We start from the raw sequence: 24,441 nt of genomic DNA, 5'->3' as shown, positions 1-24,441 counted from the left end.
CATGAAGGCCGAGTCCAAGGGAAAAACGCGAAACCCCTGCGAAATGCAGGGGTCGTGGATACCGCAGAGAGCGGTTGTCTTAGTCGAATTGGCGCGCCTGGAGGGATTCGAACCCCCGACCAACGGCTTCGGAAGCCGCTACTCTATCCGGCTGAGCTACAGGCGCCTGATGCCTTATTGTCCCCGATTCGAGCGGATGGCGCGAGCCTGCCGCGCCGCGACCCCAGAACGATGAGTGAAGTCCCCGCCAATTCCGCTGAGATGCCCGTCTGGCGCGAACGCCTGGCCGTGTATTGGAAACTCGTGCGCGGCGATCGTCCGATCGGCTGGCTGCTGTTGCTGTGGCCGACGTGGTGGGGCCTGTGGCTGGCCGCCGATGGCGTACCGCCGTGGTGGACGCTGGTCGTGTTCTCGCTGGGCGTGTGGCTCACGCGGTCGGCGGGCTGTGTGATCAACGACTACGTCGATCGCTGGCTCGATCCGCTGGTCGAACGCACCAAGGGCCGGCCATTGGCGACGGGGGCGGTGCGGGGGCGCGAGGCGCTGGCGGTGTTCGCGCTGCTGATGCTGGTCGCGTTCGCGCTGGTGCTGACGATGAACCGGCTCACCATTCTGATGAGTGTCGTCGGCGTGGCGCTGGCGGCCAGCTACCCCTATCTCAAGCGCCACACCTATCTGCCGCAGGTCTACCTGGGCCTGGCGTTCGGCTGGGGTATCCCGATGGCGTTCGCGGCGGTCCGTGGCGAGGTGCCGCCGATGGCCTGGGTGCTGTACGTGGCCAACATCTGCTGGACCACCGGCTACGACACCTGGTACGCGATGGTCGACCGCGAGGACGATCTGCGCGCGGGGGCCAAATCCACGGCGATCCTGTTCGGGGACCTCGATCTGCTTGCACTGGGCGTGCTGTACGCCTTGTTCTTCGCTGGTCTGGGCCTGATCGGCCGTCAGGCCGGACTCGGGATGGCGTACGGGGCCGGGCTGGGGGTCGCGCTGGCGCTGGTGGCTTACCAGTTCTTCATCGGCCGGAACCGGGAGCGCGACCGGTGTTTCCGCGCCTTCCTCAACAATCACTGGGTCGGCATGGCGGTGTTCGTGGGGCTGGCCGTGGCGTTGTGGCAGAAGGCCTGATCGGGCCTGCGCCGGACGGGCTATCCGGGCCGACCCCGACCGAGAGCACCGCGTTGCTGCACTGCAGCAACCGTCCAGCCTAACCTGTCCGGCCGTGGTTTTTGACGTCAAAACGCTTCCATGACCCTGATTTGACCGGGTTTTTGCATGAATACGTATGCAGGGCACTGTCTGTTCCCCGGCCACCGACTACCATCGCCGGGCACGCCGGGGACAGGCTGGACGCCGGACGTGCCGGGAACTGCGGAACACACGCGTCAGACGCGGATTCGCGCATGGGCCTGCTAACGAATTCCAGCTGATGTGGAGGGGATCCATGCAGCCTTTGAAGCGAAACCTGTTGAGTACGGCGTTGGCGTCCGCCACGCTGATGATGGTCAGCACCGCCTATGCCCAGACGGCCGACCAGAACCAAGCACAAGCCGAAGACCTCGATACCCTCGAAGTCGTCGGTATCCGCCGCAGCATCCAGGAATCCATCGATGCCAAGCAGGCGTCGACCTCGATCGTCGAGGCGATTTCGTCCGAAGACATCGGCAAGCTGCCCGATACCTCGATCGCCGACTCCCTGGCACGCCTGCCCGGCCTGACCGCGCAGCGTTTCGGTGGACGTCCGCAGGAAGTCAACATCCGCGGTTTCGCCGGCGACTTCTCGACCACCACCTTGAACGGTCGTGAGCAGGTCAGCCTCGGCAACAACCGCGGCGTCGAGTTCGACCAGTACCCGTCCGAACTCGTCAGCCAGGTGCTGGTCTACAAGACCTCCGACGCGCAGCTGATCGGCCAGGGCCTCTCCGGCACCGTCGACCTCAAGACCATCCGCCCGCTCGCCTACGGCAAGCGCGCCTTCGCCGCCAACCTGCGCGGCGACCAGAACAAGGTCGGCGACGAAAAAGAAACCGGCTACCGCTACAGCCTGTCCTACATCGACCAGTTCGCCGACAACACCGTCGGTATCGCGCTGGGTTACGCCCACCTCAACAATCCGGGTCAAGCCAAACAGTTCGGCGATACCTGGGGTTACGACGGTGGCGGCATCTACGGTGGCGGCAAGCTGTACGACCTGCAGAACGACAACCAGCGCGATGGTTTCATGGGTGTGCTCGAGTTCGCTCCCAACGATACCTACCGTACCGTGATCGACGTGTTCTACTCCAAGTTCGATCGCGAAGAGCAGAAGCGCGGCATGGAATTCGCCGCCGCCTTCGGTGGCACTCCCGCCGCCGGCAACACGCCTTCGCACGCGGTATTCACCGGCGGCATCAACCCGGTGGTCCGCAACGACTTCAATGCGACCTACGACGACCTGTTCGCGATCGGCTGGAAGCACGAGCTGACGCTGAGCCCGCATTGGACCGCATCGGCCGATATCAGCTATTCCGGTGCGACCCGCAAAGAGCGCATCCTGGAAACCTATTCCGGCATCGCTTCGGGCCGCCCGCGCGATACGCTCACGGTCGACTTCAACAGCAATGGCTACTTCGACCACGATTTCGGCTACGACTACGGCGATGCCAGCATTCTCCGCTTGGGCGATGCCGGCGGCTGGGGTCAGGACGGTTACATCAAGGACTTCGAAGTCAAGGACAGCCTGACTTCGCTGCGCTTCGACTTCGAGCGCACCTTCGACGAGGGCTGGTTCAGCAGCGTCGAATTCGGCGCCAACCTGACCGATCGCACCAAGAGCCGCGCCTCGAACGAATCCTTCCTCGACCTGACCGCCTGCCTCGGTGGCGTGTCGCCCAGTTGCCCGGACGGTATTTCCGCGCCCATCCCGACCGATCTTGCGACCTCTTCGGCCTTCAATGCCTACGGGGTGTCGTCGATCTACGGTTACGACGCGCTGCGCGCCTACAACACGCTGTACACGCGTCGTCGCAACGACAACAAAGACATCACCAACAAGAACTGGGAAGTGAACGAGCAGGTCACGACCGCTTTCTTCCAAGCCAATATCAACACCGATCTTGGCCCGGTACCGGTCAAGGGCAATATCGGCATCCAGGCCGTGAGCGTCGATCAGAGCTCGAAAGGCAACGAGACCTTTGAAGGCAACCCGCTGGGCCGCAGTGTCGCCGATGGCGTCAACTACACGGATTTCATGCCGAGCTTGAACCTGTCGTTCGGGCTTCCGTGGGATCAGTTCGTCCGCTTCGGCGCGGGCAAGCAGGTCGCGCGTCCGCGCATGGACGACATGCGCGTCAACAACAACGTCAGCGTCGACCGCAATCGTGCAATCAACCCGATCACCGGTGCGGTCAATCCCATCGATCCGATCACGGGCAATCGCATACCGTGGTGGACGCGCGACGGCGGCAACTCCAGGTTGAGGCCGTGGGAAGCGAACTCGTACGACGTGTCCTACGAGAAATATTTCGGCGGCAACAAGGCCTATGTCAGCGCTGCGTATTTCTACAAGGATCTGAAGACCTACATCTACAACGAAAGCACGCTGTTCAACATCAACGATACGGTCGTGGATCCGGCGGACTATCCTGCGAACCCGCCACCGAATCCGGTCGGCGTGTACACCCGTCCGGTGAACGGCAACGGCGGTACCGTCAAGGGCTTCGAGCTGGCGGCATCCGTGCCGCTCGACGTGCTGTGGGAGCCGCTGATGGGTTTCGGCATCCAGGCGAACTATTCGGACACCAAGAGCAGCGTCCAGCCGCTGGGTCCGAGCTCTCCGAACGAGCCGCTGCCCGGTCTGTCGAAGTACGTGTCGAACATCACCGCGTACTACGAGCGCTTCGGCTTCTCCACCCGCGTCAGCCAGCGCCATCGCTCGCAGTTCGTGGGTGAGGTGCAGGGCTTCGGTGGCGATCGCACCCGTCGCACCTTCGAAGGCGAGACGGTGACCGATCTGCAGCTGGGTTACAGCATCCAGTCGGGCCCGCTGAAGGACCTGTCGTTCCTGCTGCAGGTGAACAACCTCGAGAACGAGCCGTTCCGCTCCTCGTTCGGCGGCAATGACGCCCAGCCGCGCGAGTACTTCGAATACGGCCGCACCTATCTGTTCGGCGTGAACTACCGCTACTAAGCTTCAAGCAATACCGCTCTCAACAGGCGAGCATTTGGCCCTTGTCCGGTTCCCCCCGGCAAGGGCCTTTTCTTTGCTGCGCACGGCAGGCTTCGTCGATGATTGCGTCATGCGGGCGTCTGTGCGCATCGCCATCGTGATGCTGCGTCGCAACAGCAACCGTATTCACCGCAGCGCGTAAACCGACACGCTATGCTGCCCCACCACCCGGGGAGGACCGCCCATGCTGCGGATGCAACAACGACTGTCGCTGCCGTTCCTGATGCTGCTGAGCCTGCCGTCGACGGCGATGGGGTTCGCGCTGGCGGTGCAGATTTCGGCGCTGAGCTGGCTGATGTCGACGAAGTATGGGCTGAAGCTCGACGAGATCGGCATCGTCTGGGCGGCGGGTCCGCTGGCGGGCATTCTCGGCCAGGTCATCATCGGCATCATCAGCGACGGCGTGTGGTTCTGGGGCGGGCGGCGGCGGCCGTTCATCCTGGTCGGCGGCGTGCTGACCGCAGCCATGCTGCTGGCACTGCCATCGATCGGCGCGATCGACAAGGCCTTGGGCCTCGACGCGATTCTCGGCGTGGCGGTGGCGGTCGCGCTGGCGTTGGATCTCTCGATCAATCTCGGTTTCAATCCCACCCGCTCGCTGATCACCGACGTCACGCCCGAAGGCGCGAAGCGCACGGCGGGCTATACGTGGATGCAGACGGTGTCGGGCACGTTCGGCGTGCTCGCGTACGCCATCGGTGCGATCTACGGCAACATCGCGCTGATTTATTTCGGCGCCGGCCTGGCGCTGGTGTTCTCGATCGTGCCCGCGCTGCTGGTCGAAGAACCACGCGTGCTGGCGCACACCGAAACCGGCGCGTCGGCCCAGAAGCTCGGCGTCGGTGCGCTGTTGATGTTGATGCGTCCGCTGTGGGCGTTCGCGGTGTATGCGCTGATCGCGATGGGCCTGAAGATGGCGGGTTACCACACCCACAGTCTGTGGCTGGAAGTGGTGTTCGGTGCGCTGGCGCTGGTGTTGATCGCGCATGCGCTGACCGAGCGGCAGACGCTCGACGGCCATGAGGATCTCGCCGGTTTCCGCAAGGTGCTGGCGGCGCATGCGATCAGCTGGTTCGGCATGCAGACGCTGTTCGTGTTCATCATCGGCTTCGTGCAGCAGCGGTTTCCGCAGCTCGACGACGATGCGACCGGGCAGCTGATGTCCTTCAGTTTCCTGTCGTTGAACGCGGTCGCGGCGGTGTTGCCGGGGCTGGTGCTGAATCCGCTGGCGCAGCGTTTCCGCGAGGTGCGCGTGCATGCGATCAGCCTGCTGCTGATGGCGGCCGGCTTCGGTTTCGTCTATCTGTTCGTGCACAGCGCGCCGATGCTGTACCTCGGCATGGCGATCATCGGTCTGGGCTGGGGCGCGATCGTCAGCCTGCCGTTCGCGATCTTTTCGCAGAGCGTGTCGCCGGCGCGGATCGGCCTGTACATGGGCGTGTTCAATCTCAGCGTGGTGCTGCCGCAGCTGGCGGTGAGCCTGGGCGTGGGTTATCTGCTGTCGCAGCTGGAAAACAAGGCGCTGGTGTTCGCGATCGGCGGCGTGTGCATGGCGCTGTCGGCGGTGGCGTGGCTGGCGGTGAAGCAGGGCCCGCGTCGCGATGTGGCCGAGGGCGCGCCCGCCGCGCATTGAGTGCGGTGACGAGTCATGGGTACGCCACGCTTCTTCAAGGAATCCAGACAGATCGATTGACTGGTAGGACGCATTTTTTCGTCATTCCCGCGCACGCGGGAATCCAGTGTCTTTGCGCTGCGCAGAAGTTGCAAGTCGCTGGATCCCCGCGTTCGCGGGAATGACGGCGCTTCTTTGCAGCGCGCAGAGAACCGTGAGGAAGGCTTGGGTGCCGGGCCGTTTGCGCACCGCGCCGGCGCCGGCAGTGCGGGACGACAGCCAAGGTTCTACACTTCAGGTCTGCACCTGATGGACCCGCTCATGTCGCTTCGTAAAACCAAGGCCACCTCGGTCGATATCGCGCACCGCGCCGGGGTGTCGCAGGCCACCGTCTCGCGCGTGCTGCGCGGCAGTCCGCTGGTCAATGCCGACACGCGCAAGCGGGTGATGGATGCGGTGCAGGAGCTGAACTACAAGGTCGACCGCCGCGCCTCCAGCCTGCGCACCCAGCGTGCCGGCACGCTGGCGCTGCTGCTGTTCGAGGACCCGACCGAAGACGGCTCCCAGATCAATCCGTTCTTCCTGTCGATGCTGGGCTCGATCACCCGCGCCTGCGCCCGCCACAACCACGATCTGCTGGTGTCGTTCCAGCAGCTCTCGGACGACTGGCACGCCGACTACGAAGACAGCATGAAGGCCGATGGCCTGATCCTGCTCGGTTACGGCGACTATGTCGATTACCGGCCCAAGCTGGAGAAGCTGGTCGAGCAGGGCACCCATTTCGTGCGCTGGGGCGCGGTGCTGCCGGGCCAGCCGGGCGTGTCGATCGGCTGCGACAACTTCGCCGGCGGACGCCTGGTCGGCGAGCATCTGCTCGGCCTCGGCCGCAAGCGCATCGCTTTTCTCGGCGATGCCTCCGGCCACTATCCGGAATTCTGGGAGCGCTATCGCGGCTGCGAGGTGGTGCAGCGCGAAGCGGGCATCCCGGCCGAATCCGCGCTGCAGGTCGACGCGCTCAGCTCGGAAGAAGAAGGCTACGAAGCCGCCAAGGCGCTGCTCGGCCGGGGCGTGCTGTTCGACGCGGTGTTCGCGGCCAGCGACCTGATCGCGATCGGCGCCATCCGCGCCTTGCTCGAACACGGCCTGCGCGTGCCCGAGGACATCGCGGTGGTCGGCTTCGACGATATCGCGATGTCGCGGTTCTGCAATCCGCCGTTGACCACCGTGTACCAGGACACCGCCAGTGCGGGCGAGCTGCTGGTCGAGACCCTGCTCAAACGCGTCCACGAACAGCCGGCGGAAAGCAAAATGCTGCCGGCGACGCTGGTGGTGCGGCGGTCGAGCGGGGCGGCGGGCTGAAACCCGCGCAGGGCGATAGCGATATCGATTTGCAGGAGCGACTTCAGTCGCGAAGCTGTGCGCATTGCAGCCGCTGTAACGACCGCAATCCGAAACATCGTTTGCTTCGCGACTGAAGTCGCTCCTGCAGGAGCAGGGCGTCAATGCGCTGCGGAGACTGCGCCGTCGTGCGCGATCTTCGGTTCGCGCACCAGCACCAGGCACATCGCGCCGACGATCAGGCTGCCGCCGCTGATCATCAGCGCGTAGATCGGCTGGTTGTCGAAGACCGCCCTCAGCGTCGGCCCCAGCAGCGTCGCGGCGACGATCTGCGGAATCACGATGAACATGTTGAAGATGCCCATGTACAGGCCCATCTTCCTCTCCTCGACGCAGGACGCCAGCAGCGCGTACGGCATCGACAGGATGCTGGCCCACGACACGCCGACCAGCGCGAACGACAGGACCAGATACTGCGGCGACGGCACATAGGCCATCGACAGGAAGCCGATGCCCCCCAGCAGCAGCGAAACGAAGTGCACCAGCTTGCGGTTGAGCACGAAGCGCGATGCGTAGAAGCTCAGCAGCAGCGCCACCACCATCGACGACAGTCCGTAATAGCCCATGTACGAGCCGACCAGATCCGCCGCGTTCTGATATGCGGCATTCGCGGTCTGGAACGCGTCGGCCTGCGCCGCGACAGCCGTGTCGAACGCGGCCGGATCCGGCGCCGGGGCCTTGAACACGTGCTCGGTCAATGCCGGCGTGGCCATGCTCCACATGCTGAAGAACGACAGCCAGCTGAAGAACTGCACCACGCCGATGCTCAGCATCTGCCGGGGCATGTGCAGGATGTTGTGGACGATCTCGCCGATGAAATTGCCGGAGGATCGCTTCTCTTCGGAGAAACGTGCGAGGTCTTCCGGCGGATATTCCCTGGTGGTGAACACGGTCACCAGAATGCTCGTCAGGAACACGAACGCGCCGACCGCGAACGCGACCTTCACCGACAGCGGCACCACGCCCGGGCCCGCCTCGTTGGACACGCCCAGCTGGTTGACGAACCACGGCAGATTGCTCGCCACCCAGGTGCCGATACCGATGATCAGGGTCTGCAGCACGAAGCCGTATGAGCGCTGGTTCTCGGGCAGCTTGTCGGCGACCAGCGCGCGGAACGGCTCCATGCTGATGTTGATCGAAGCGTCCAGCACCCAGAGCAGGCCCACCGCCATCCACAGCGCCGACGAGTGCGGCATGAAGATCAGCGCGATCGAGGCGAGGATCGCGCCGACCAGGAAGTACGGCCGGCGCCTGCCGAGCACCGGATGCCAGGTGCGGTCGCTGAAATAACCGATCACCGGCTGCACCAGCAACCCGGTCAGCGGCGCGGCGATCCACAGCATGGGCAGCGCGTCCTTTTCCGCGCCGAGGGTCTGGAAGATGCGCGACATGAAGCCGCCCTGCAGCGCGAATCCGAACTGGATGCCCAGGAAGCCGAACGACATGTTCCAGATCTGCCAGAACGACAGCTGCGGTTTCGGACTGGTCGTGCCTGGGTTCATCGTGGTGCCCTTGAATGAAACGTGTAATGAAACGTGTGTGTTGATGCGCCGTGTACTGCGCCGCAGCGCGATCGTACGCGGCTAACGATGCACGCGCGCATCGCATGCGGCACGTTGCAACGCAGCATTTCCGCTGCAAACGTATTCAGGCGCGCGATGCCGTCGCGAGCATGGCATCGTCCTGCATCCGGGCCACCACGGCGGTTGCGCACCAGCATGCAGCACGAATGTCTTCGCGGAAGATCACATCGGTTTGGCGGCGCAGTGCTTGGCGATGAATTCCTCGTGCGTGGGCATCACCCGCGTGCAATTGGCGATCACCCCGCGGATCCCTTCCATGTATTCGATGATCTTCTCTTCCGGATACACGTCGACCATGGCGTGGTACGAGCGCGGTTCCACCCGCTGGCCGTACATCACCTGCATCCAGCTGGGCTCGGCGAACAGTTCGCTGCATTCGCGGAAGATGCGGCCGTTGCTGCGGAACAGCTCCATCTTCCGGGTCAGCGACTCGGGCACGTCCATCGTCCGGCAGTAGTTCCAGAACGGCGTGTCGTCGCGCTCGGTGGCGTGGTAATGCATGATCAGGAAATCGCGGATCTTGTCGAACTCGAAATCGGCGTGTTGATTGAATTCGTCGATGTCGGTCTGGTCGAAACCGGCATGCGGGAAGAACGCGGTCAGCCGCGCGATGCTCGACTGGATCAGATGGATGCTGGTCGATTCCAGCGGTTCCATGAAACCGCTGGCCAGGCCGATGGCCACCACGTTCTTGTTCCAGAATTTCCTGCGTTTGCCGGTGACGAAGCGCAGCACGCGCGGCTCGGCCAGCGCTTCGCCTTCGAGATTGGCCATCAGCGTCGCGACGGCTTCGTCCTCGCTGATGTGCTGGCTGCTGAAGACATGGCCGTTGCCGACGCGGTGCTGCAGCGGGATGCGCCATTGCCAGCCGGCGTCGCGCGCGGTCGAGCGCGTGTATGGCGTGAGCGGCGTGGTGCGGGTGCACGGCACCGCCGCCGCGCGGTCGCACGGCAACCAATGGGTCCAGTCGATATAGCCGGTCTTGAGCGTCTGTTCGATCAGCAGGCCGCGGAAGCCCGAGCAGTCGATGAACAGCTGGCCGGGGATGCGTTCGCCGTTGTCGAGCGTGATCGCGTTGACGAAGCCGGTTTCGGGATTCTGTTCGACGCCGATCACCTTGCCTTCGGTACGGACCACCCCGCGCGCTTCGGCGAAGCCGCGCAGATAGCGTGCGTAGAGTCCGGCATCGAAGTGGTAGGCGTAGGCGATGTCCGCCAGCGGCGAGTTCGGGCGATCGCTGACCGGATGCATGAACTTGTTCTGGCGCGCGGCGACGGTGTTGATCGAATAATCGTCCAGCGGCGCCGCCTTGCCGGCCTGGCGCATCTTCAGCCAATACTGGTAGAACGCGACCATGCCCAGGTCCTGGCCGATCTTGCCGAAGCCGTGGATGTAGCTGTCGCCGACCCGGCCCCAGTTCACGAACTCGATGCCGAGCTTGAACGAGCCTTTCGTATTGCGGAGGAATTCGGCCTCGTCCAGATCCAGCGCAGTGTTGTAGAGCTTGATCATCGGTATCGTGGCTTCGCCCACGCCGACGATGCCGATTTCCTCGGATTCGACCAGCCGGATCGAATAGGATCGATTCAGCACCTTCGACAGTGCGGCAGCGGTCATCCAGCCGGCCGTCCCGCCGCCCACGATCACGATTTCGGACACACGATTGTTTTCGACGACAGGCACAGCGTTCATGCAGCGAAGTCTCATTGAAATGCGCGACAAGTATGCGACGACGACGGCCACCGGTCATCCTGCAGTGCGGCGAGACGGCCCTGCGCGGTGGCGGCCTGCATACGTATTCATGTCGCTGCTTGCCATGCTGCTGCCGGCTGCGGCGATGGCCGCCCCGCCCCTGGATGCGCTGCGCGCCGCCTGCGATGCCAACGACGCCGCGACCGTGCTGCATCCGGCCGCCGAGCCCGCCCGCGACGCACGTGCTTACTGGCTGGACCGTCGTCTGATCCAATGGCCCGGCGCGAAGACCGACGGCGCTGCGCGCTTCCGGCTCTACCACGCCGCCACCGCGCGGCTGCGCGTGGTGGCGGGCCGGCCGGTGAGCGGCGCCGACGGGCATCTCGGGCTACAGCAGGCCAAGGTCGAGATGACCGCCGCATTGGCCGAACGCTTCAGGTTCATCGGCGATGGCCCGCGTCTGCTGCTCGACGCGGCCGATGCCGCCGCGCTGCCGGCGCTGCTGCGCGGCCAGCTGCTGCTGGTGCGCGAAGACGAGGCGGGCCGCGTGCTCGACGCCACTGCGCTGCAGACGCCGGGCGCGCTGGACGATCTGTATGCGGCAGCGGAGAACGCCACGCTGGGCGTGCACCGTCATGGGCAACCGGCGATCTCGGAGGACTTCGCCACCCGGTTCGCGCTGTGGGCGCCGACCGCGCGCGCGGTCGCGGTCTGCCTGTATGCGAAGAGCACGCGCGCGCTCCCGGCACGCGCGGACGACGCTACCGGCGTGTGGACGCTGGATCTGCCCGGCGCGCTGCACGGGCAGCGCTATGCCTTCCTCGTCGATGTGTTCGTGCCCGGCGTCGGCATCGTCCGCAATCGCGTCACCGATCCCTACTCGGTCGGGCTGACGGCCGATTCGAAGCGCAGCGTGGTCCTCGACCTCGATCATTCCACCACCCAGCCCGTGGGTTGGGTCGGCATGTCGCCTCCGGCGCCGCTGGACTCGCCCACCGACATGACGATCTACGAACTGCACGTGCGCGATTTTTCGATCGGCGACCGGAGCGTGCGTCCCGCGTGGCGCGGAAAATACCTGGCGTTCACAGAATCCGACGCGGCCGGCATGCGCCATCTGCGCGCGCTCGGCCAGGCCGGCATCACCGACGTGCACCTGCTGCCGGTGTTCGATCTTGCGACGGTGCCCGAACGCGGCTGCATCACGCCGAAGATTCCCGTCGCCGCGCCGGACAGCGAGGCGCAGCAGGCGGCCTCCAGCGCGGTCGCGGCGAAGGACTGCTTCAACTGGGGCTACGACCCGTACCACTTCAACGCGCCCGAAGGCAGCTACGCCACCGATCCCGACGACGGCGCCGGGCGCGTGCGCGAGTTCCGGGCGATGGTGCAGGCGCTGCACGCGGCCGGGCTGCGCGTGGGCATGGACATGGTCTACAACCACACCACCGTGTCCGGCCAGGCGCCGAAGTCGGTGCTCGACCGCATCGTCCCCGGCTATTACCAGCGCCTCGATGCGAACGGCAAGGTCGAGCGCTCGACCTGCTGCGACAACACCGCCACCGAACACCGGATGATGGCGAAGCTGATGATCGAATCAGCGGCGCTTTGGGCGAAGCACTACCGCATCGACTCGTTCCGTTTCGATCTGATGGGCCACCAGCCGCGCGCAGCGATGGAACGGCTGCAGCATGCGGTCGATATCGCCGCCGGCCGCCATATCGATCTGATCGGCGAGGGCTGGAATTTCGGTGAGATCGCCAACGGCGCGCGCTTCGTGCAGGCCTCGCAGCTGTCGCTGAACGGCAGCGGCATCGCCACCTTCAGCGACCGCGCCCGCGACGCGCTGCGCGGCGGCGGGTGCTGCGACAGCGGCGAAGCGTTGATCGCGGGGCAGGGATTGCTGAGCGGTCTGGGCTACGCGCCGAATGCCCTCAATGCGGGCAAGGACCAGCGCGATGCGCTGCTGCGCGCGGCGGACATGGCGCGGATCGGACTGGCGGGCACACTGCGCGATGTGCGCATGACCACATTCGCTGGCGAGCACAAACGGCTCGCCGACATCGACTACGCCGGACAGCCCGCCGGCTACGCCGCGCAGCCGGGCGAAGTGGTGAATTACGTCGAGAACCACGACAACCCGACCCTGTTCGACATCCTCGCGTTGAAGCTGCCGCGCGACACTCCGCGCGAAGACCGTGCGCGCGTGCAGTTGCTGGGGGCGTCCTTCGTCGCCTTCAGCCAGGGCATCGCCTATTTCCATGCCGGCATCGATGTGCTGCGCTCGAAATCGCTGGACCGCAACAGCTTCGACTCGGGCGACTGGTTCAATCGCCTCGATTGGAGCTACACCGACAACGGTTTCGGCGCCGGATTGCCGCCGCCGAACGACAACGGCAAGGACTGGGCGCTGCTGCGTCCGGTGCTGGCGGATCGGTCGATCAAGCCCAGGCCTGAGGACATCGTCTGGATGCGCGATGCCTTCAACGATCTGCTGAAGATCCGCGGCAGTTCGACGCTGTTCCGCATGCGCACGGCGAAGGATGTGGAAGCGCGGCTGTCGTTCCGCAATGTCGGACCAAAGCAGAACCCGGCCGTTATCACCGCGCACCTGGATGGCGAAGGCTACGCAGGCGCCGGCTTTCGCGAGATCCTGTATTTCATCAATGTCTCGCCCGAGGCGCAGACGCTGACGTTTTCGGAAGAATCGGGCAAGCCATACGTGCTGCATCCCCTGCAACGCGCGCGAGACGTCACTGATACGCGGCCACTTGAGCAAGCGCGCTACGATGCGCGATCCGGTGAATTCTTGATTCCCGCGCGCACGGCGGTGGTGTATGTGGCCGAATGATCTCTCGTTCCGAACAAGGGTGCGGCAAGTAGGGTGGAGTAAGCGCAGCGCAACTCCACCATCCATCAAGCCAACGGAAAGCGCCATTCCCAGTCGCAAGAACGTCGATTCCGCTTGTCTTGCGCTGCGTATTTCATCTTGTGATGGTGGAGTTGCGCTGCGCTTGCTCCACCCTACCGATCTGATGTTTCTGCTTCAATCTCCTTCAACAAGGATCCATCATGCGTACTCCCCAGTCTGATTCCATCGCGCATCGCATCGGTGCGGCGTGCGTGTTGTTCGCAGTCGCGTGGATCGCCGGCCCGGCATCTGCCGCCACTGTTGCCGAAGCGTCGTCGCCCGACGGCAAACTGAAGGTGGAGCTCGACCTCACCGGCGAGGGCCGGTTGGCCTATCGCGTGCTGCGCAACGGCCAGCCGCTGGTCGGCGATTCGCGGCTGGGTTTCATCCTGCGCAACGGCCGCCAGCTGCTGCGCGGCCTGACCCTGGAGACGCAGGCGTCGCGCAGTTTCGACGAAACCTGGGAACAGCCCTGGGGCGAGCGCCGCTTCGTGCGCAATCATTACAACGAGCTGCGCGCGCGGATCGCCGAAAGCGATCGCGACCATCGCCGCTTCGATGTGGTGTTCCGCGTGTTCGACGACGGCGTGGGCTTCCGCTACGAGTTTCCGAAACAACCGGCGATGGACGAGGTGCAGATCGCCGAAGAACTCACCGAGTTCGCGATCGCGAAGCCGGCGACCGCCTGGTGGATTCCGGCCTACGAATGGAACCGCGAGGAATATCTCTACAGCCGCACGCCGCTGGCGGAAGTGGGCATGGCGCAGACGCCGATCACGCTGCGCACCGACGACGGCGTCCACGTCACGCTGCACGAGGCGGCGCTGGTCGACTACGCGGGCATGAATCTGGTGAAGGCCGACGGTGGCGCGTTGCGCGCCTCGCTGACCCCGGGCAGCCCGGCCAAGGTCGTGCGGCGCACGCCGTTCACCACGCCGTGGCGCACGATCCAGATCGCCGATCGCGCCGGCGGTCTGGTCGAGTCCAATCTGATCCTCAATCTCAACGAACCGAACGTGCTCGGCGATGTGAGCTGGTTCAAACCGTCCAAGTACGTCGGCGTGTGGTGGGCGATGCATCTCGACGAGCAGAGCTGGGCGACCGGGCCGAAGCACGGCGCGACCACCGAGAACACCAGGCGCCATATCGATTTCGCAGCGGAATACGGATTTCGCGGCGTGCTGGTGGAAGGCTGGAACACCGGCTGGGACGGCGACTGGTTCGCCAACGGCTGGGATTTCGATTTCAGCAAACCGACCCCGGACTACGATCTGCAAGGCTTGGCCGCCTACGCGAAATCCAAGGGCGTGCATCTGATCGGCCACCACGAAACCGGCTGCGCGGTCAGCCACTACGAGCGGCAGATGGGTCAGGCGTTCGCGCTGTTCCAGCGCCTCGGCATCGATGCGGTCAAGACCGGCTACGTCTGCGACGCCGGACAGATCGAACGCCAGGACCAGCCGGGCGATCCGGTACTGCGCGAATGGCACGAGAGCCAGTTCATGAGCAACCACCACCTGCGCGTGGTGCAGGCGGCGGCGAAGCACCACGTCGCGATCAACGCGCACGAGCCGATCAAGGACACCGGCCTGCGCCGCACCTACCCGAACTGGATCTCGCGCGAAGGCGCGCGCGGCCAGGAATTCAACGCCTGGGGCCATCCGCAGAATCCGCCCGAGCACGAGCCCAATCTGATCTTCACCCGGTTGCTCGCCGGCCCGATGGACTTCACCCCCGGCGTGCTCAGTCTGCAGGGGCGCGGCCAGAAGCTGCAGAGCACATTGGCGCGGCAGCTCGCGCTGTACGTGACGCTGTACAGTCCGATCCAGATGGCCGCCGATCTGCCGGAGAACTACGCGAAGCACATGGACGCGTTCCGGTTCATCCGCGACGTGCCCGCCGACTGGTCGGAAACGCATGTACTCAACGGCGAAGTCGGCGATTTCGCCACCCTCGTACGCAAGGATCGCAACAGCGAAGCGTGGTATCTGGGCAGCGTGACCGACGAGAACGCGCGCACGCTGGAGGTGTCGCTGTCGTTCCTGAGTCCGAAGCGCAGGTATGTCGCCGAGATCTACCGCGACGGCGACGGCGCGGATTACCGCACGAACCAGTTCGCGTTCGTTCGCGAAACAAGGACAGTCACCAGCACCGATACGCTCACGATATGGCTGGGAGCGGGTGGCGGTCAGGCGATCCGATTCGTGCCGAAACGTTAGCCGTGGGCATTGGCCGCGACATGGCGCCTCTCGAATCGTTGGTGGGGTTTTCCTTCTCCCCGCACCGCGGGGAGAAGGCGGCGCGCAGCGCCGGATGAGGGGCCGAGCGGTTGCAATGCGCTCCGAAGAGCGCCCCTCACCCGCCCTCGGGCACCCTCTCCCCGTGCTGCGCACAGGGAGAGGGAATATCGCTGGCTCGACTGTGCGGCATCAGTATCTCCCGCAGGAGGGCGCTGCTTTTGCGGGAGCGATGCAAGTCGCGAAGGGCCCACGATACAAACCGCGCCCAACATTCCGGGCGCTCGTTCGACAGACTGCTGGACTCTCATCCCATGTTCAACCAGAACCCACGCATCCAGACCGTTCCCATCGCCGGCCGCCACGTCTGTCATGTGATCGACGATGCCCTGCTCGATCCGGATGCGCTGGTCAACCATGCGGCGGCGCATGTCGGCGACTTCGTCGAGACCGGGCACAACGCCTATCCGGGCCCCGAGCTGCGGATGCCGGATGCCTTCTCGGCGCAGCTCGATGCGTTCTTCACGGCGCATATGCGTCGCGCGTTCGACGTGCGGCGCACCGAGCGGATGTACAGCCGGCTCGCGATCACCGCGACGCCGCCGGAACAACTCGCGCCGATCCAATCGATCTGTCACATCGATCGTTTCGCCGCCGAAGCGCGCCAGCGGATCGTCGCGTCCGTGCTGTACCTGTTTCGCGACGAGCGCCTGGGCGGCACCGGTTTTTATGGCCCGAAGCATCCGCCGGAGGCGATCATGCCGATGATCGCCGACGCCGCGAACATCGACGCCGCGACATTCCGGGCGCGCTACGGCATCGATACCGGCTACATGACAGAATCGAACGCATGGTTCCAGAAACTCGCGTCGGTTCCCGCGCGCTACAACCGGATCATCTTCTACGAAGGCACCCTGTTCCACAGCGGCGAGATCGCGCATCCCGAGCTGTTGTCGCGCGATCCCCGCGCGGGCCGGCTCAGTCTCAACGGTTTTTTCACCTGTCGCCGCAATATGGCGTCTGCATGATCCATGCGCACGAAAAATGCCATCGATGATGGCCGGACGTAGGCTGGGCTGAAAAGCCCAGCACCGACATGGTCAACGTATGCTGGGCTTTTCAGCCCAGCCTACTTCCAGTTCAGCCGCTTTCCACACGTTATGCGCACCGTACCGCCAGCTTTCATTGAAGTTTGCAGTCTCTGATCGTATCCATCACTCCCGGGAATACATCTCATGACCGCCAGATCGAATCTCCTCTGTTTCGTGCTGTTGTTGATGCTGGGATCGAGTGCTGGATCTCCATGCTTTGCACAACAGATCATTCAGGATAATGATCTTGTCCGCATCGATACGATCGATCTTCCAGCGCCGGAACTTGCGGACAACGGCCTGCGCATCCGCATCTTCCTGCCCAATGGTTACGACCCGAAGTCCGGCATCGGTTATCCGGTGCTGTATCTCAACGACGGTCAGGATGCCGAAGCGGTCGCGCTGCAGGCGACGCTCGATGAGCTGATGGATCGCAATGAGATCCGGCCGCTGATCGCGGTCGCGATCGATATGCCGAATAACCGTATCGCGGCGTACGGCTTTTCCGATCGCGCTGGACAGCATGGCCTGGTGTCGCCGCACCGCGCGGGTGAGATCGGCACGCTGGCGCATGCGTATTCCGAGTGGGTCGCGACGCGGCTGGTGCCGGCCATCGACGCGCGGTACCGCACCCGCCCGCGACCGGAGGCGCGCGCGATCCTCGGCTGGTCGCTGGGCGGTGCGAACGCGCTGAACCTCGGTTGGCAGTATCCGGAGGTCTTCGCGAACGTCGGTGCGTTCTCGCCGTCGCTGTGGCTGTCGCCGCAGCCCGACAACCTCGACGAAATCCAAAGCAGCCGGTTCGCCCAGCGGATGATCGCGATTGGCGCGTATCACGCCGGCAGCAGATTCTTCTTCGCGGTCGGCGACGCCGAAGAAACCGACGACCGCGACCGCGACGGCGTCATCGATGTGCTCGACGACACCCGGGATTTGATCGATGGCTGGCGCGAAGCCGAAGATGGCGATCATCTGCGTCAACCGGGGCTGCGCCAGCTCGGCCACTCGGTGAATCCCGATCATGCCGCGAAAGGCACGCGCGCGGACGCGGCGCTGTTCGTACTTGCGGGCGGCAAGCACGAGCAGGCGTCGTGGGCGCAGATGCTGCCGGAGTTCCTGCGTTGGGCGTACGCCGTGCATGCGCCGCCATTGAATGCCACCGGACGCACCGAAAGCTGGCAGCGCGTGCCATCGCGGCACGTCGACGCGCGCGACATCGACGTGTGGCTGCCACCGAGCTACGGCAGCGACCCGCAGCGACGCTACCCGGTGCTCTACATGCACGATGGTCAGAATCTGTTCGACCCGGGGCTGGGCTACACCGGGATCGATTGGGACATCGATGGCGCGATGACGCGGCTGATCGAAGCCGGAGACATCCGCGAGGCCATCGTGGTCGGGGTGTGGAATACGCCGCTGCGGTTCGCCGAATACATGCCGAAGGCACCGGTGCGCACCGGGATGGTGGGAAGCGGAATCGATGGGCGTGCGATCGGTCGCGCCGAGGACATCCGTTCCGACGGATACCTGCGTTTCCTGGTCGACGAACTCAAGCCTTTCATCGATGCGCAGTACCGCGCGTTGCCCGGTCGCGAGGATACCTTCGTGATGGGTTCGAGCATGGGCGGACTGATTTCGGCGTATGCCGTCGCGCAGTATCCTGACGTGTTCGGCGGCATCGGCGCGGTGTCCACGCACTGGCCGGCCTGCGACGGTTGCGTGGTCGACTGGCTCGGCGCGCATCTACCCGATCCGCGCACGCACCGGCTGTATTTCGATCACGGCACCGCCGGGCTCGATGCGCGGTATGCGTCGCATCAGCTGCGGATGGATGCGGCGCTGCGTGCAGGCGGTTACAGCGAAGGCAAGAACCTCATGAGCCGACGCTTCGAGGGCGCCGATCACAACGAAGCGGCGTGGCGCGCGCGCGTCGAGATTCCGCTGCGGTTTCTGCTCGCTCGCTGAGACGCTATTTCTGCGGCGCGTCCTTGCGCGCGTCCCCGTCGAGATCATGCTCGACTTCACGCAGCAGATCGTCGGTCGCTTTCGAGAACGCCAGCATCGCCCAGTTCGTGGTTTCGCGTACATCGCAGGCGACGTGGCGCGGGTCCTTCGCGCAGAGCCGGTCGAGATCCTCGGGCACGGTGTCGTCGTCGCCGCGCGCGAAGACCTGGGTCAGGTTTTCGCAACCGATCCGCACACCGGCGGTGCAGACCTTGAGGTAATACGGTTTCGCTTCGGCCCATGCGCCGCTCAGTGCACGCTCATGTCCAGCGATGTTGCAGCCGTGCAGGCTGCCGCGTTCGCAGCAGGCGACCGCGGTTTCCGTGCCGGGCTGCGGGCAGTCTTCGAGCAGCGGTGTTTCCTCGAACACCACCGGCGCCGCGCATGCGCTCGCGCCGCCGTCGCGGCGATAGACCGCATACCGGTTCCAGTCGTCGATGCCGAGCAGGCGATCGTCGCCGATGCGCTGCAGCACGAAGTCGCCGCCCTTGTCGTGGCGGATGCGCACGAGGCCCGCTTCGAGTCGTGCGCGCAGATCGCCGCCGAAGCCGGTGACGATGCCGCGATCGCCGAAATCCAGTTCGCTCATCAGTCCGGCGTCGGCCACGTAACGGCCGCAGGGCAGCGTCGTCGACGGCACGGTCTTCAGTTGCGCGTCGTTCAAGCCCGCCAGCGGCCCGACCTGTTTGCAGGCCTCCGGGTCGCCACCACGGTCGCAGCCGATGCGCAGCGCATCGCGGCTCTGCGCGTAGCGTCCGCCGATCCACAGTTCTTCCGCGACCTTGGCGCAGACTTTCGCCGATCCGTGACGCGCGCACAGCGCCGGCAAGTCTTCGAGACGCGCCTGCGGCAGCGGCACGTCGTCGGCGTACATCGAGGTCGCGGCCTCGGCCAGCGCGGCGCCCAGCAGCTTCGCGACGACGGTTTCGCAGGCCTCCGCGGAAAAGGTCGGCGTGCCTTCGCGGCATTCGGGCGGCGGCGCGTCTTCGTCGCGGTAGGCGTCGGGATGCTCCGCACGGCGCCGCTCGCGGTCGATCGCCTTCACGCAGGCGAACGGCATGCCCTCGTCGCAATAGCGCTGCAGCATCGCATCGGCCGCCAGGTCCACCGTGGCGATGCAGGCATCGATGTCCGCGGCGCAGGTGCCGGGCGCGGCGACGCGTGCGCTGGTGCACGCGGTGATGCCTTCCAATACGAAGGTCTTGCGGAACGCCGCGTCCACGCCGGTGACCGTGCGGCCGTCGGCGCTGACGGTGTAATCGTCCGGCGGATAGCCCTCGTCGATGTCGTAGAGCCGCAGGGTCTTGCCGTCGCGGCGATGGATCTGCGCGGACGGTGCCATGCCGTCGCGCACGATGCGCACCCGCTCGATGTCGATGACCTCAAGCCGCGCGCCGGAGTCGGCATCGACGTAGACGCCGCAGGCCAGGGGTTCGGCATGCGCGGATACGGTGAAGATCAGGGACATCGCGAACAGGGTCGCGGGCGACAGCCATCGTTGCATCGGGAGTTCCGCGCGGAGGGTGGGGGAGCGTGCGCGAACATAGCATCCGCCGCATCATTGTTCATCCCGCGACCGGATCAGCTCGCGGCCGTCGGCGTCTCCGGCTTCACCGCTTCGGGGCTGACTTTCTCGATGGTGTGGCGCAGTTCGCGGCCGAGGATGGTGGTGGCGTCCTTGGCCCAGTTGTCGAGGCGCTGGTCGAAGACGAGTTTGCTGTTCCCGTCGGCCCACACGAGCTTCATTTCGCGCAGTTTCTGGATGAAGCTGCGGAAGAGGGTCTTGTCGAAGAACTCGGGCGCGGCCGGTGCGTACAGCAGGCTGAGACGCTGCGCGGCGAGGTGGCAGAGGCTTTCCAGTTCGGCGGCGCCCAGCGCGCCGGGGCCGTTCTTGGCCAGCACCGAGATCGCGATGTAGTAGCGCTCGAACGCCTGCTGCAGCGGGTGGCCGAGCGCGCGCAGGCGGAAGACCTCGTCGGACTGCCCGGCGTTGCGCGCGAGGATGCCGCCATCGTCTTCGCTCACCTGCTGCAGCAGGCCTTCGCGGATGAAGACCGCGATGGTTTGCTGGATCTGATCGGCGAAGCCGTCCTCGTCCCACGGCAGGAACAGTTCGGTCTGCATGAACGGATACAGCGAACGACCGATGCGCAGCAGCGTGTTGCGGCTCATCCGCCGGTTGTGCTGGAAGCAGCAGGCGATCCACGCGGTGGCGACGAACAGGTGCAGCACGTTGTTGCGGAAATAACTCAGCAGCACGGCGGTGTCGCCGTCGACGTGCAGCACGTCGCCCAGCGGATGCGCGGTGCGCGCGAGCACGCCGATGTCTTCGCCGTGGGCGACGATCTGCTCCGGCGTGTGCGGGGTGACGGTGATGCGGTCGGAATACGGCACTTCGGCGAGCAGCGTTTTCGACAGCGCGATCTGCGCCAGCAGATCAGCTTCGCCCATCGCGTGCTTGGGCGTGGACAGCACCGCGAGCGCGAGCAGGTTGATCGGATTGACGTCGGCGGCGCGGTTGATGTTGATCTGCACGCGATCGGCGAGGGTGTCGATCGCGCCCGCCAGCCACTGCGGTTTCTCGTCTTCGCCGACCGGCGTGCCGTCCCAGTCCGGCGCCTGTTCGGCGAGGATGTCGCCGAGCTTGATCGGTTCGCCGAAATTCACCACCACCTGCCCGTAGTTCTGGCGCAGCACCTTGGGAATGCCCATCAACAGCTGCCAGACCGATTCCTTCGCTTTCGGTTTGCCCGACAGTTCGTCGAGGTAGCTGTTGCCTTCCATCAGCTTTTCGTAGCCGATGTACACCGGCTGGAACAGCACCGGCCGCGTCGGTTGGCGCAGGTAGGCGCGGATGGTCATCGCCAGCATGCCGCCCTTGGGCTGCAGCAGGCGGCCGGTGCGCGAGCGCCCGCCCTCGATGAAGTATTCGATCGAAAAACCGCCCGCCACCAGCTGCGCGACGTATTCGGAAAACACCGCCGAATACAGCGCGTTGCCGCGGAAACTGCGGCGCAGGAAGAACGCGCCGCCCTTGCGCAGCACCGTGCCGATCACCGGCAGGTTGAGGTTGATGCCGGCGGCGATGTGCGGCGGCACGATCCCCTTGGTGTACAGCAGATAGCTCAGCAGCAGATAGTCCATGTGGCTGCGGTGGCAGGGCACGTAGACCACTTCATAGCCGGGCGCGACCTGCTTGAGCGTGTCGAGGTGATGCACCAGCACGCCGCGATAGATGCGGTTCCACACCGTGGTCAGCAGGAACGATGCCGAACGCACCACCGGCGGCGAATAGTCGGCGGCGATTTCGTAGGCGTAGGCGTGCGCTTTCTTCCAGGCGTCCTCGACCTTGCTGTTCTCGCGGCGCGCGGTGTCGACGAGGGTCTGCTTCACCGGATCGGCGGACAGCACCTTGTCGATCAGCAATCGCCGCGTCGACAGATCCGGTCCGATCACCGCCTCGCGGATGCGGTTGAAATGGGTGCGCAGCACGCGCGACAGCTTGCGTACGGTGCGCTCGGGCGGCAGGTCTTCGGCGACCACGCCGCGCACCGCGACCGGCGCCGAGAACTGCACGTGGGTGTCGCGGCCGTTGAGCAGGATCGCGAGCAGCCGGCGGAAGCGGCCGACCAGGGTCCAGTTCTCCGAGAACAGCACCGAGAACCAGCCGTTGTTCCGGTCCGGCGCGCGGCCGACGAAAATGGACACTGGCACCAGCTGCACGTCCATCGATGGATCGGCGCGATGCGCTTCCAGCAGCCGCGCCAGCGCCTCGGAATGACGTCGCGCCGGACGCGCCATCTTCGGCGGCTTGCCGGTGGCGATGTCCACCGCCATGTCCACGGCCATGTCGGCGGCTTTGACCAGGGTGCTGCCGGCGTTGCGCCGCGACAGCGCGACATAGCCGCGCTTGCGTTTCAGCGGATCGCCGGCCAGCGGTCGCAGCCCGGAGGGTAGCCCGGCTTCATGACAGGCGCGGTCGAGGATCAGTGCGTTCGACAGCCCGTAGTCTTCCAGCACGTAGCAGATCGGGCGCGGGTCGTTGGCCAGCGCCTCGGGCAGCGGTTCGATCCTCAGTTCGATCCAGGGCTCCAGTATCTTGCCCAGCAGACCCGCCCACCACGGCCGGCGTCCGCGCGGCGGTGGCGGCGTTGCTGGGGCGATCGGCACCGGCAGCATCGCCAGCTCGGTTTGTTGCGGCGTCCCGCTGTCGTCGGGCGTCTCGGACGTGTCGTCTTCGACGGGCGCCGGCGTCGCGTTCGATGGCGCGGTTTCAGAAGGCGCGGTTTCAGGAGACATGGCGCTGCCGTCGACAGGCGGCGTGTCCGTGTCCGTGTCCGGTGCGGGCGGCGCGGCGTCGAAGAGTGTCGGTTGGTTCGGTGAGGTCGGCATGGGCGCCGCCATTATGACGAAGGTGGCTGCTTCGTCGCTGATTTTGGCGGTACCCCGGGCGGCGCGATGAGCGGTTCTGCCGTCACCGGCGCGGTCTTCTGCGCGGCATCCGGCGTCTCCATCGGTGCGAGCGCCGCCGCCGCGCGGGCGTGGCGCAGGAAATCGCTGAGGTACCAGTGGCCGTCGATGCGCTCGACCGCGACTACGGTGTCGATGGCCTTGCCGGCCAGGCGGTAGCGCATCCGCACCCGGGCGCGGTCGCCTTCCCGGCTTTCCAGCGACAGCGTCATCGTGTCCAGGCTCTGGTCCAGATCGAGGTCGTAGCTGCGCAGCGTTTCCTTCAGCGCGGCGATCAGCGGCGTCAGCCGGCGCAGGCTTTCGTCCATGCCGAAGCGCGGGAAATCCGCTTCATCGCGCAGCCCGGTCTGGCGTGCGGCCAGGGTCAGCCGCGCGATCGCGCCGCGCCCGCGCTTGGGGTCGCCCAGGGTCGCGCGGACGCCCCATTCGCTCATCGCGGACACCAGTTGCGCGTAATGCGCGCGCTCTTCGGCGCTGAGCGTGTCGTCGCCCTGCAGGAATTTCACCCCGAACAGCCCGAGCGCGCTCGCCGCCGCGCGGATCTCGGTATTCGCATTGGCGAACTGGCGGTCGAAACTCCGGCGCAGTTGGACATCGGCCTTGTCGGCCGACAGCGTGGCCACGATGCCGGGAATCTTCTGGTCGAAAGGCAGTTCATCCAGCGGCCAGCGGGTGCGACCGGCCTGCCAGGCGGCGGCCAATGGCGCCCGCAGCGGCGGCGGCACCGCATCGCGGGCGAAGGCCTGCAGATCGTTGTCGCGCAGGTGCTGGCTGAGCAGCGCGACGGCCTGCACCGGCTCGGTCGCCGCGCCCGCGCCCGGGGCGATGCGTTGCCCCGGATCGCAGCCAGCGGTCGCCAGCACCAGCATCGCCGCCAACAGGGCGGGCAGTGTGCGTGCAGGACGGGGGGGGGTGGGCGGGAAGCGGCATCGCCCGCATCTTGGCGGGCCGGGACGGGTCCCACAAGCGACCGCAAAAAAAAAGGAGACCCGAAGGTCTCCCGAAAGGGTCCGGCCGAGGCCGGTGGATCACGGTTGTGGCATGGCTCCGGCATCGCCGGACAGGGCACAGGGTATCGAGGGCCGATTGTTAATGCAATGCTTGAATAAACAAGCCATAACATATTGTTTTCATTCAACAATGTATTTCCATCGAGCAATCGGCTGTCAGCGTTTGGTCGACGGGCGAAACCGCAGCGCGGCGACGTTGACGGACGTTCGGCCCGTGATGGTCGCC

13 protein-coding genes and 1 tRNA gene are annotated in these 24,441 nt (G+C 65.4%); 8 read left to right on the top strand and 6 right to left on the bottom strand.

Annotated features, from left to right (window positions below; translation table 11 throughout):
* Positions 1-89: 89 nt before the first annotated feature.
* Positions 90-166 (bottom strand) — tRNA-Arg (locus tag HOP03_05880).
* Positions 167-231: 65 nt separating this feature from the next.
* Here HOP03_05880 and ubiA point away from each other — a divergent pair.
* The 4 genes from ubiA (at position 232) to HOP03_05860 (ending at position 7,181) form a co-directional block, all read left to right on the top strand.
* Positions 232-1,131: a 4-hydroxybenzoate octaprenyltransferase gene (ubiA, locus tag HOP03_05875; GenBank protein ID NOT87692.1), complete on the top strand. Its 900-nt coding sequence runs from the start codon at positions 232-234 to the stop codon at positions 1,129-1,131.
* A 316-nt stretch (positions 1,132-1,447) separates the two neighbouring features.
* Positions 1,448-4,171, top strand: a complete 2,724-nt coding sequence (locus HOP03_05870) for a TonB-dependent receptor (protein ID NOT87691.1) — start codon at positions 1,448-1,450, stop codon at positions 4,169-4,171.
* Between the two features lie 223 nt (positions 4,172-4,394).
* Positions 4,395-5,843: an MFS transporter gene (locus HOP03_05865; GenBank protein NOT87690.1), complete on the top strand. Its 1,449-nt coding sequence runs from the start codon at positions 4,395-4,397 to the stop codon at positions 5,841-5,843.
* Between the two features lie 300 nt (positions 5,844-6,143).
* Positions 6,144-7,181 carry a LacI family DNA-binding transcriptional regulator gene (locus tag HOP03_05860; protein NOT87689.1) on the top strand — a complete coding sequence of 346 codons (1,038 nt, stop codon included), beginning with the start codon at positions 6,144-6,146 and terminating at the stop codon, positions 7,179-7,181.
* A gap of 140 nt (positions 7,182-7,321) precedes the next feature.
* Here HOP03_05860 and HOP03_05855 read toward each other — a convergent pair whose 3' ends face one another.
* Positions 7,322-8,722 carry an MFS transporter gene (locus HOP03_05855; GenBank protein ID NOT87688.1) on the bottom strand — a complete coding sequence of 467 codons (1,401 nt, stop codon included), beginning with the start codon at positions 8,720-8,722 and terminating at the stop codon, positions 7,322-7,324.
* Between the two features lie 243 nt (positions 8,723-8,965).
* On the bottom strand, positions 8,966-10,495 hold the full coding sequence (locus tag HOP03_05850) for a tryptophan 7-halogenase (GenBank protein ID NOT87687.1): 1,530 nt from the start codon (positions 10,493-10,495) through the stop codon (positions 8,966-8,968).
* A 109-nt stretch (positions 10,496-10,604) separates the two neighbouring features.
* Between HOP03_05850 and HOP03_05845 the strand changes: the two genes are divergently transcribed.
* From HOP03_05845 to HOP03_05830, 4 genes are all read left to right on the top strand, one after another.
* Positions 10,605-13,343, top strand: coding sequence for a DUF3372 domain-containing protein (locus HOP03_05845; GenBank protein ID NOT87686.1), 2,739 nt, complete (start codon positions 10,605-10,607; stop codon positions 13,341-13,343).
* Positions 13,344-13,564: 221 nt separating this feature from the next.
* Entirely contained in the window at positions 13,565-15,622 is a 2,058-nt protein-coding gene (locus HOP03_05840; protein NOT87685.1) for a glycoside hydrolase family 97 protein, read from the top strand.
* 332 nt (positions 15,623-15,954) lie between these two features.
* Positions 15,955-16,668 (top strand): hypothetical protein, encoded by a 714-nt coding sequence (locus HOP03_05835; protein ID NOT87684.1) that lies wholly within the window; start codon positions 15,955-15,957, stop codon positions 16,666-16,668.
* A gap of 207 nt (positions 16,669-16,875) precedes the next feature.
* Positions 16,876-18,696: an alpha/beta hydrolase gene (locus tag HOP03_05830; protein NOT87683.1), complete on the top strand. Its 1,821-nt coding sequence runs from the start codon at positions 16,876-16,878 to the stop codon at positions 18,694-18,696.
* Between the two features lie 4 nt (positions 18,697-18,700).
* Here HOP03_05830 and HOP03_05825 read toward each other — a convergent pair whose 3' ends face one another.
* The 3 genes from HOP03_05825 to HOP03_05815 form a co-directional block, all read right to left on the bottom strand.
* Positions 18,701-20,239, bottom strand: coding sequence for a hypothetical protein (locus tag HOP03_05825; GenBank protein ID NOT87682.1), 1,539 nt, complete (start codon positions 20,237-20,239; stop codon positions 18,701-18,703).
* A 77-nt stretch (positions 20,240-20,316) separates the two neighbouring features.
* The gene (plsB, locus tag HOP03_05820) at positions 20,317-23,034 is read right to left on the bottom strand and encodes a glycerol-3-phosphate 1-O-acyltransferase PlsB (protein ID NOT87681.1); all 2,718 of its coding nucleotides are present in this window, start codon (positions 23,032-23,034) and stop codon (positions 20,317-20,319) included.
* Between the two features lie 104 nt (positions 23,035-23,138).
* Positions 23,139-24,083 (bottom strand): hypothetical protein, encoded by a 945-nt coding sequence (locus HOP03_05815; protein ID NOT87680.1) that lies wholly within the window; start codon positions 24,081-24,083, stop codon positions 23,139-23,141.
* Positions 24,084-24,441 lie beyond the last annotated feature (358 nt).

It is taken from the genome of Lysobacter sp. (assembly GCA_013141175.1).
Classification (GTDB): domain Bacteria; phylum Pseudomonadota; class Gammaproteobacteria; order Xanthomonadales; family Xanthomonadaceae; genus Lysobacter_I.
This window is presented reverse-complemented; position numbering and strand designations above follow the sequence as displayed.

Bases quoted from the DNA above. Each gene is read 5' to 3' on its own strand.
- ubiA (NOT87692.1), top strand. From the start codon at position 232: ATGAGTGAAGTCCCCGCCAATTCCGCTGAGATGCCCGTCTGGCGCGAA.
- HOP03_05870 (NOT87691.1), top strand. From the start codon at position 1,448: ATGCAGCCTTTGAAGCGAAACCTGTTGAGTACGGCGTTGGCGTCCGCC.
- HOP03_05865 (NOT87690.1), top strand. From the start codon at position 4,395: ATGCTGCGGATGCAACAACGACTGTCGCTGCCGTTCCTGATGCTGCTG.
- HOP03_05860 (NOT87689.1), top strand. From the start codon at position 6,144: ATGTCGCTTCGTAAAACCAAGGCCACCTCGGTCGATATCGCGCACCGC.
- HOP03_05855 (NOT87688.1), bottom strand. From the start codon at position 8,722: ATGAACCCAGGCACGACCAGTCCGAAACCGCAGCTGTCGTTCTGGCAG.
- HOP03_05850 (NOT87687.1), bottom strand. From the start codon at position 10,495: ATGAACGCTGTGCCTGTCGTCGAAAACAATCGTGTGTCCGAAATCGTG.
- HOP03_05845 (NOT87686.1), top strand. From the start codon at position 10,605: ATGTCGCTGCTTGCCATGCTGCTGCCGGCTGCGGCGATGGCCGCCCCG.
- HOP03_05840 (NOT87685.1), top strand. From the start codon at position 13,565: ATGCGTACTCCCCAGTCTGATTCCATCGCGCATCGCATCGGTGCGGCG.
- HOP03_05835 (NOT87684.1), top strand. From the start codon at position 15,955: ATGTTCAACCAGAACCCACGCATCCAGACCGTTCCCATCGCCGGCCGC.
- HOP03_05830 (NOT87683.1), top strand. From the start codon at position 16,876: ATGACCGCCAGATCGAATCTCCTCTGTTTCGTGCTGTTGTTGATGCTG.
- HOP03_05825 (NOT87682.1), bottom strand. From the start codon at position 20,239: ATGCAACGATGGCTGTCGCCCGCGACCCTGTTCGCGATGTCCCTGATC.
- plsB (NOT87681.1), bottom strand. From the start codon at position 23,034: ATGTCTCCTGAAACCGCGCCTTCTGAAACCGCGCCATCGAACGCGACG.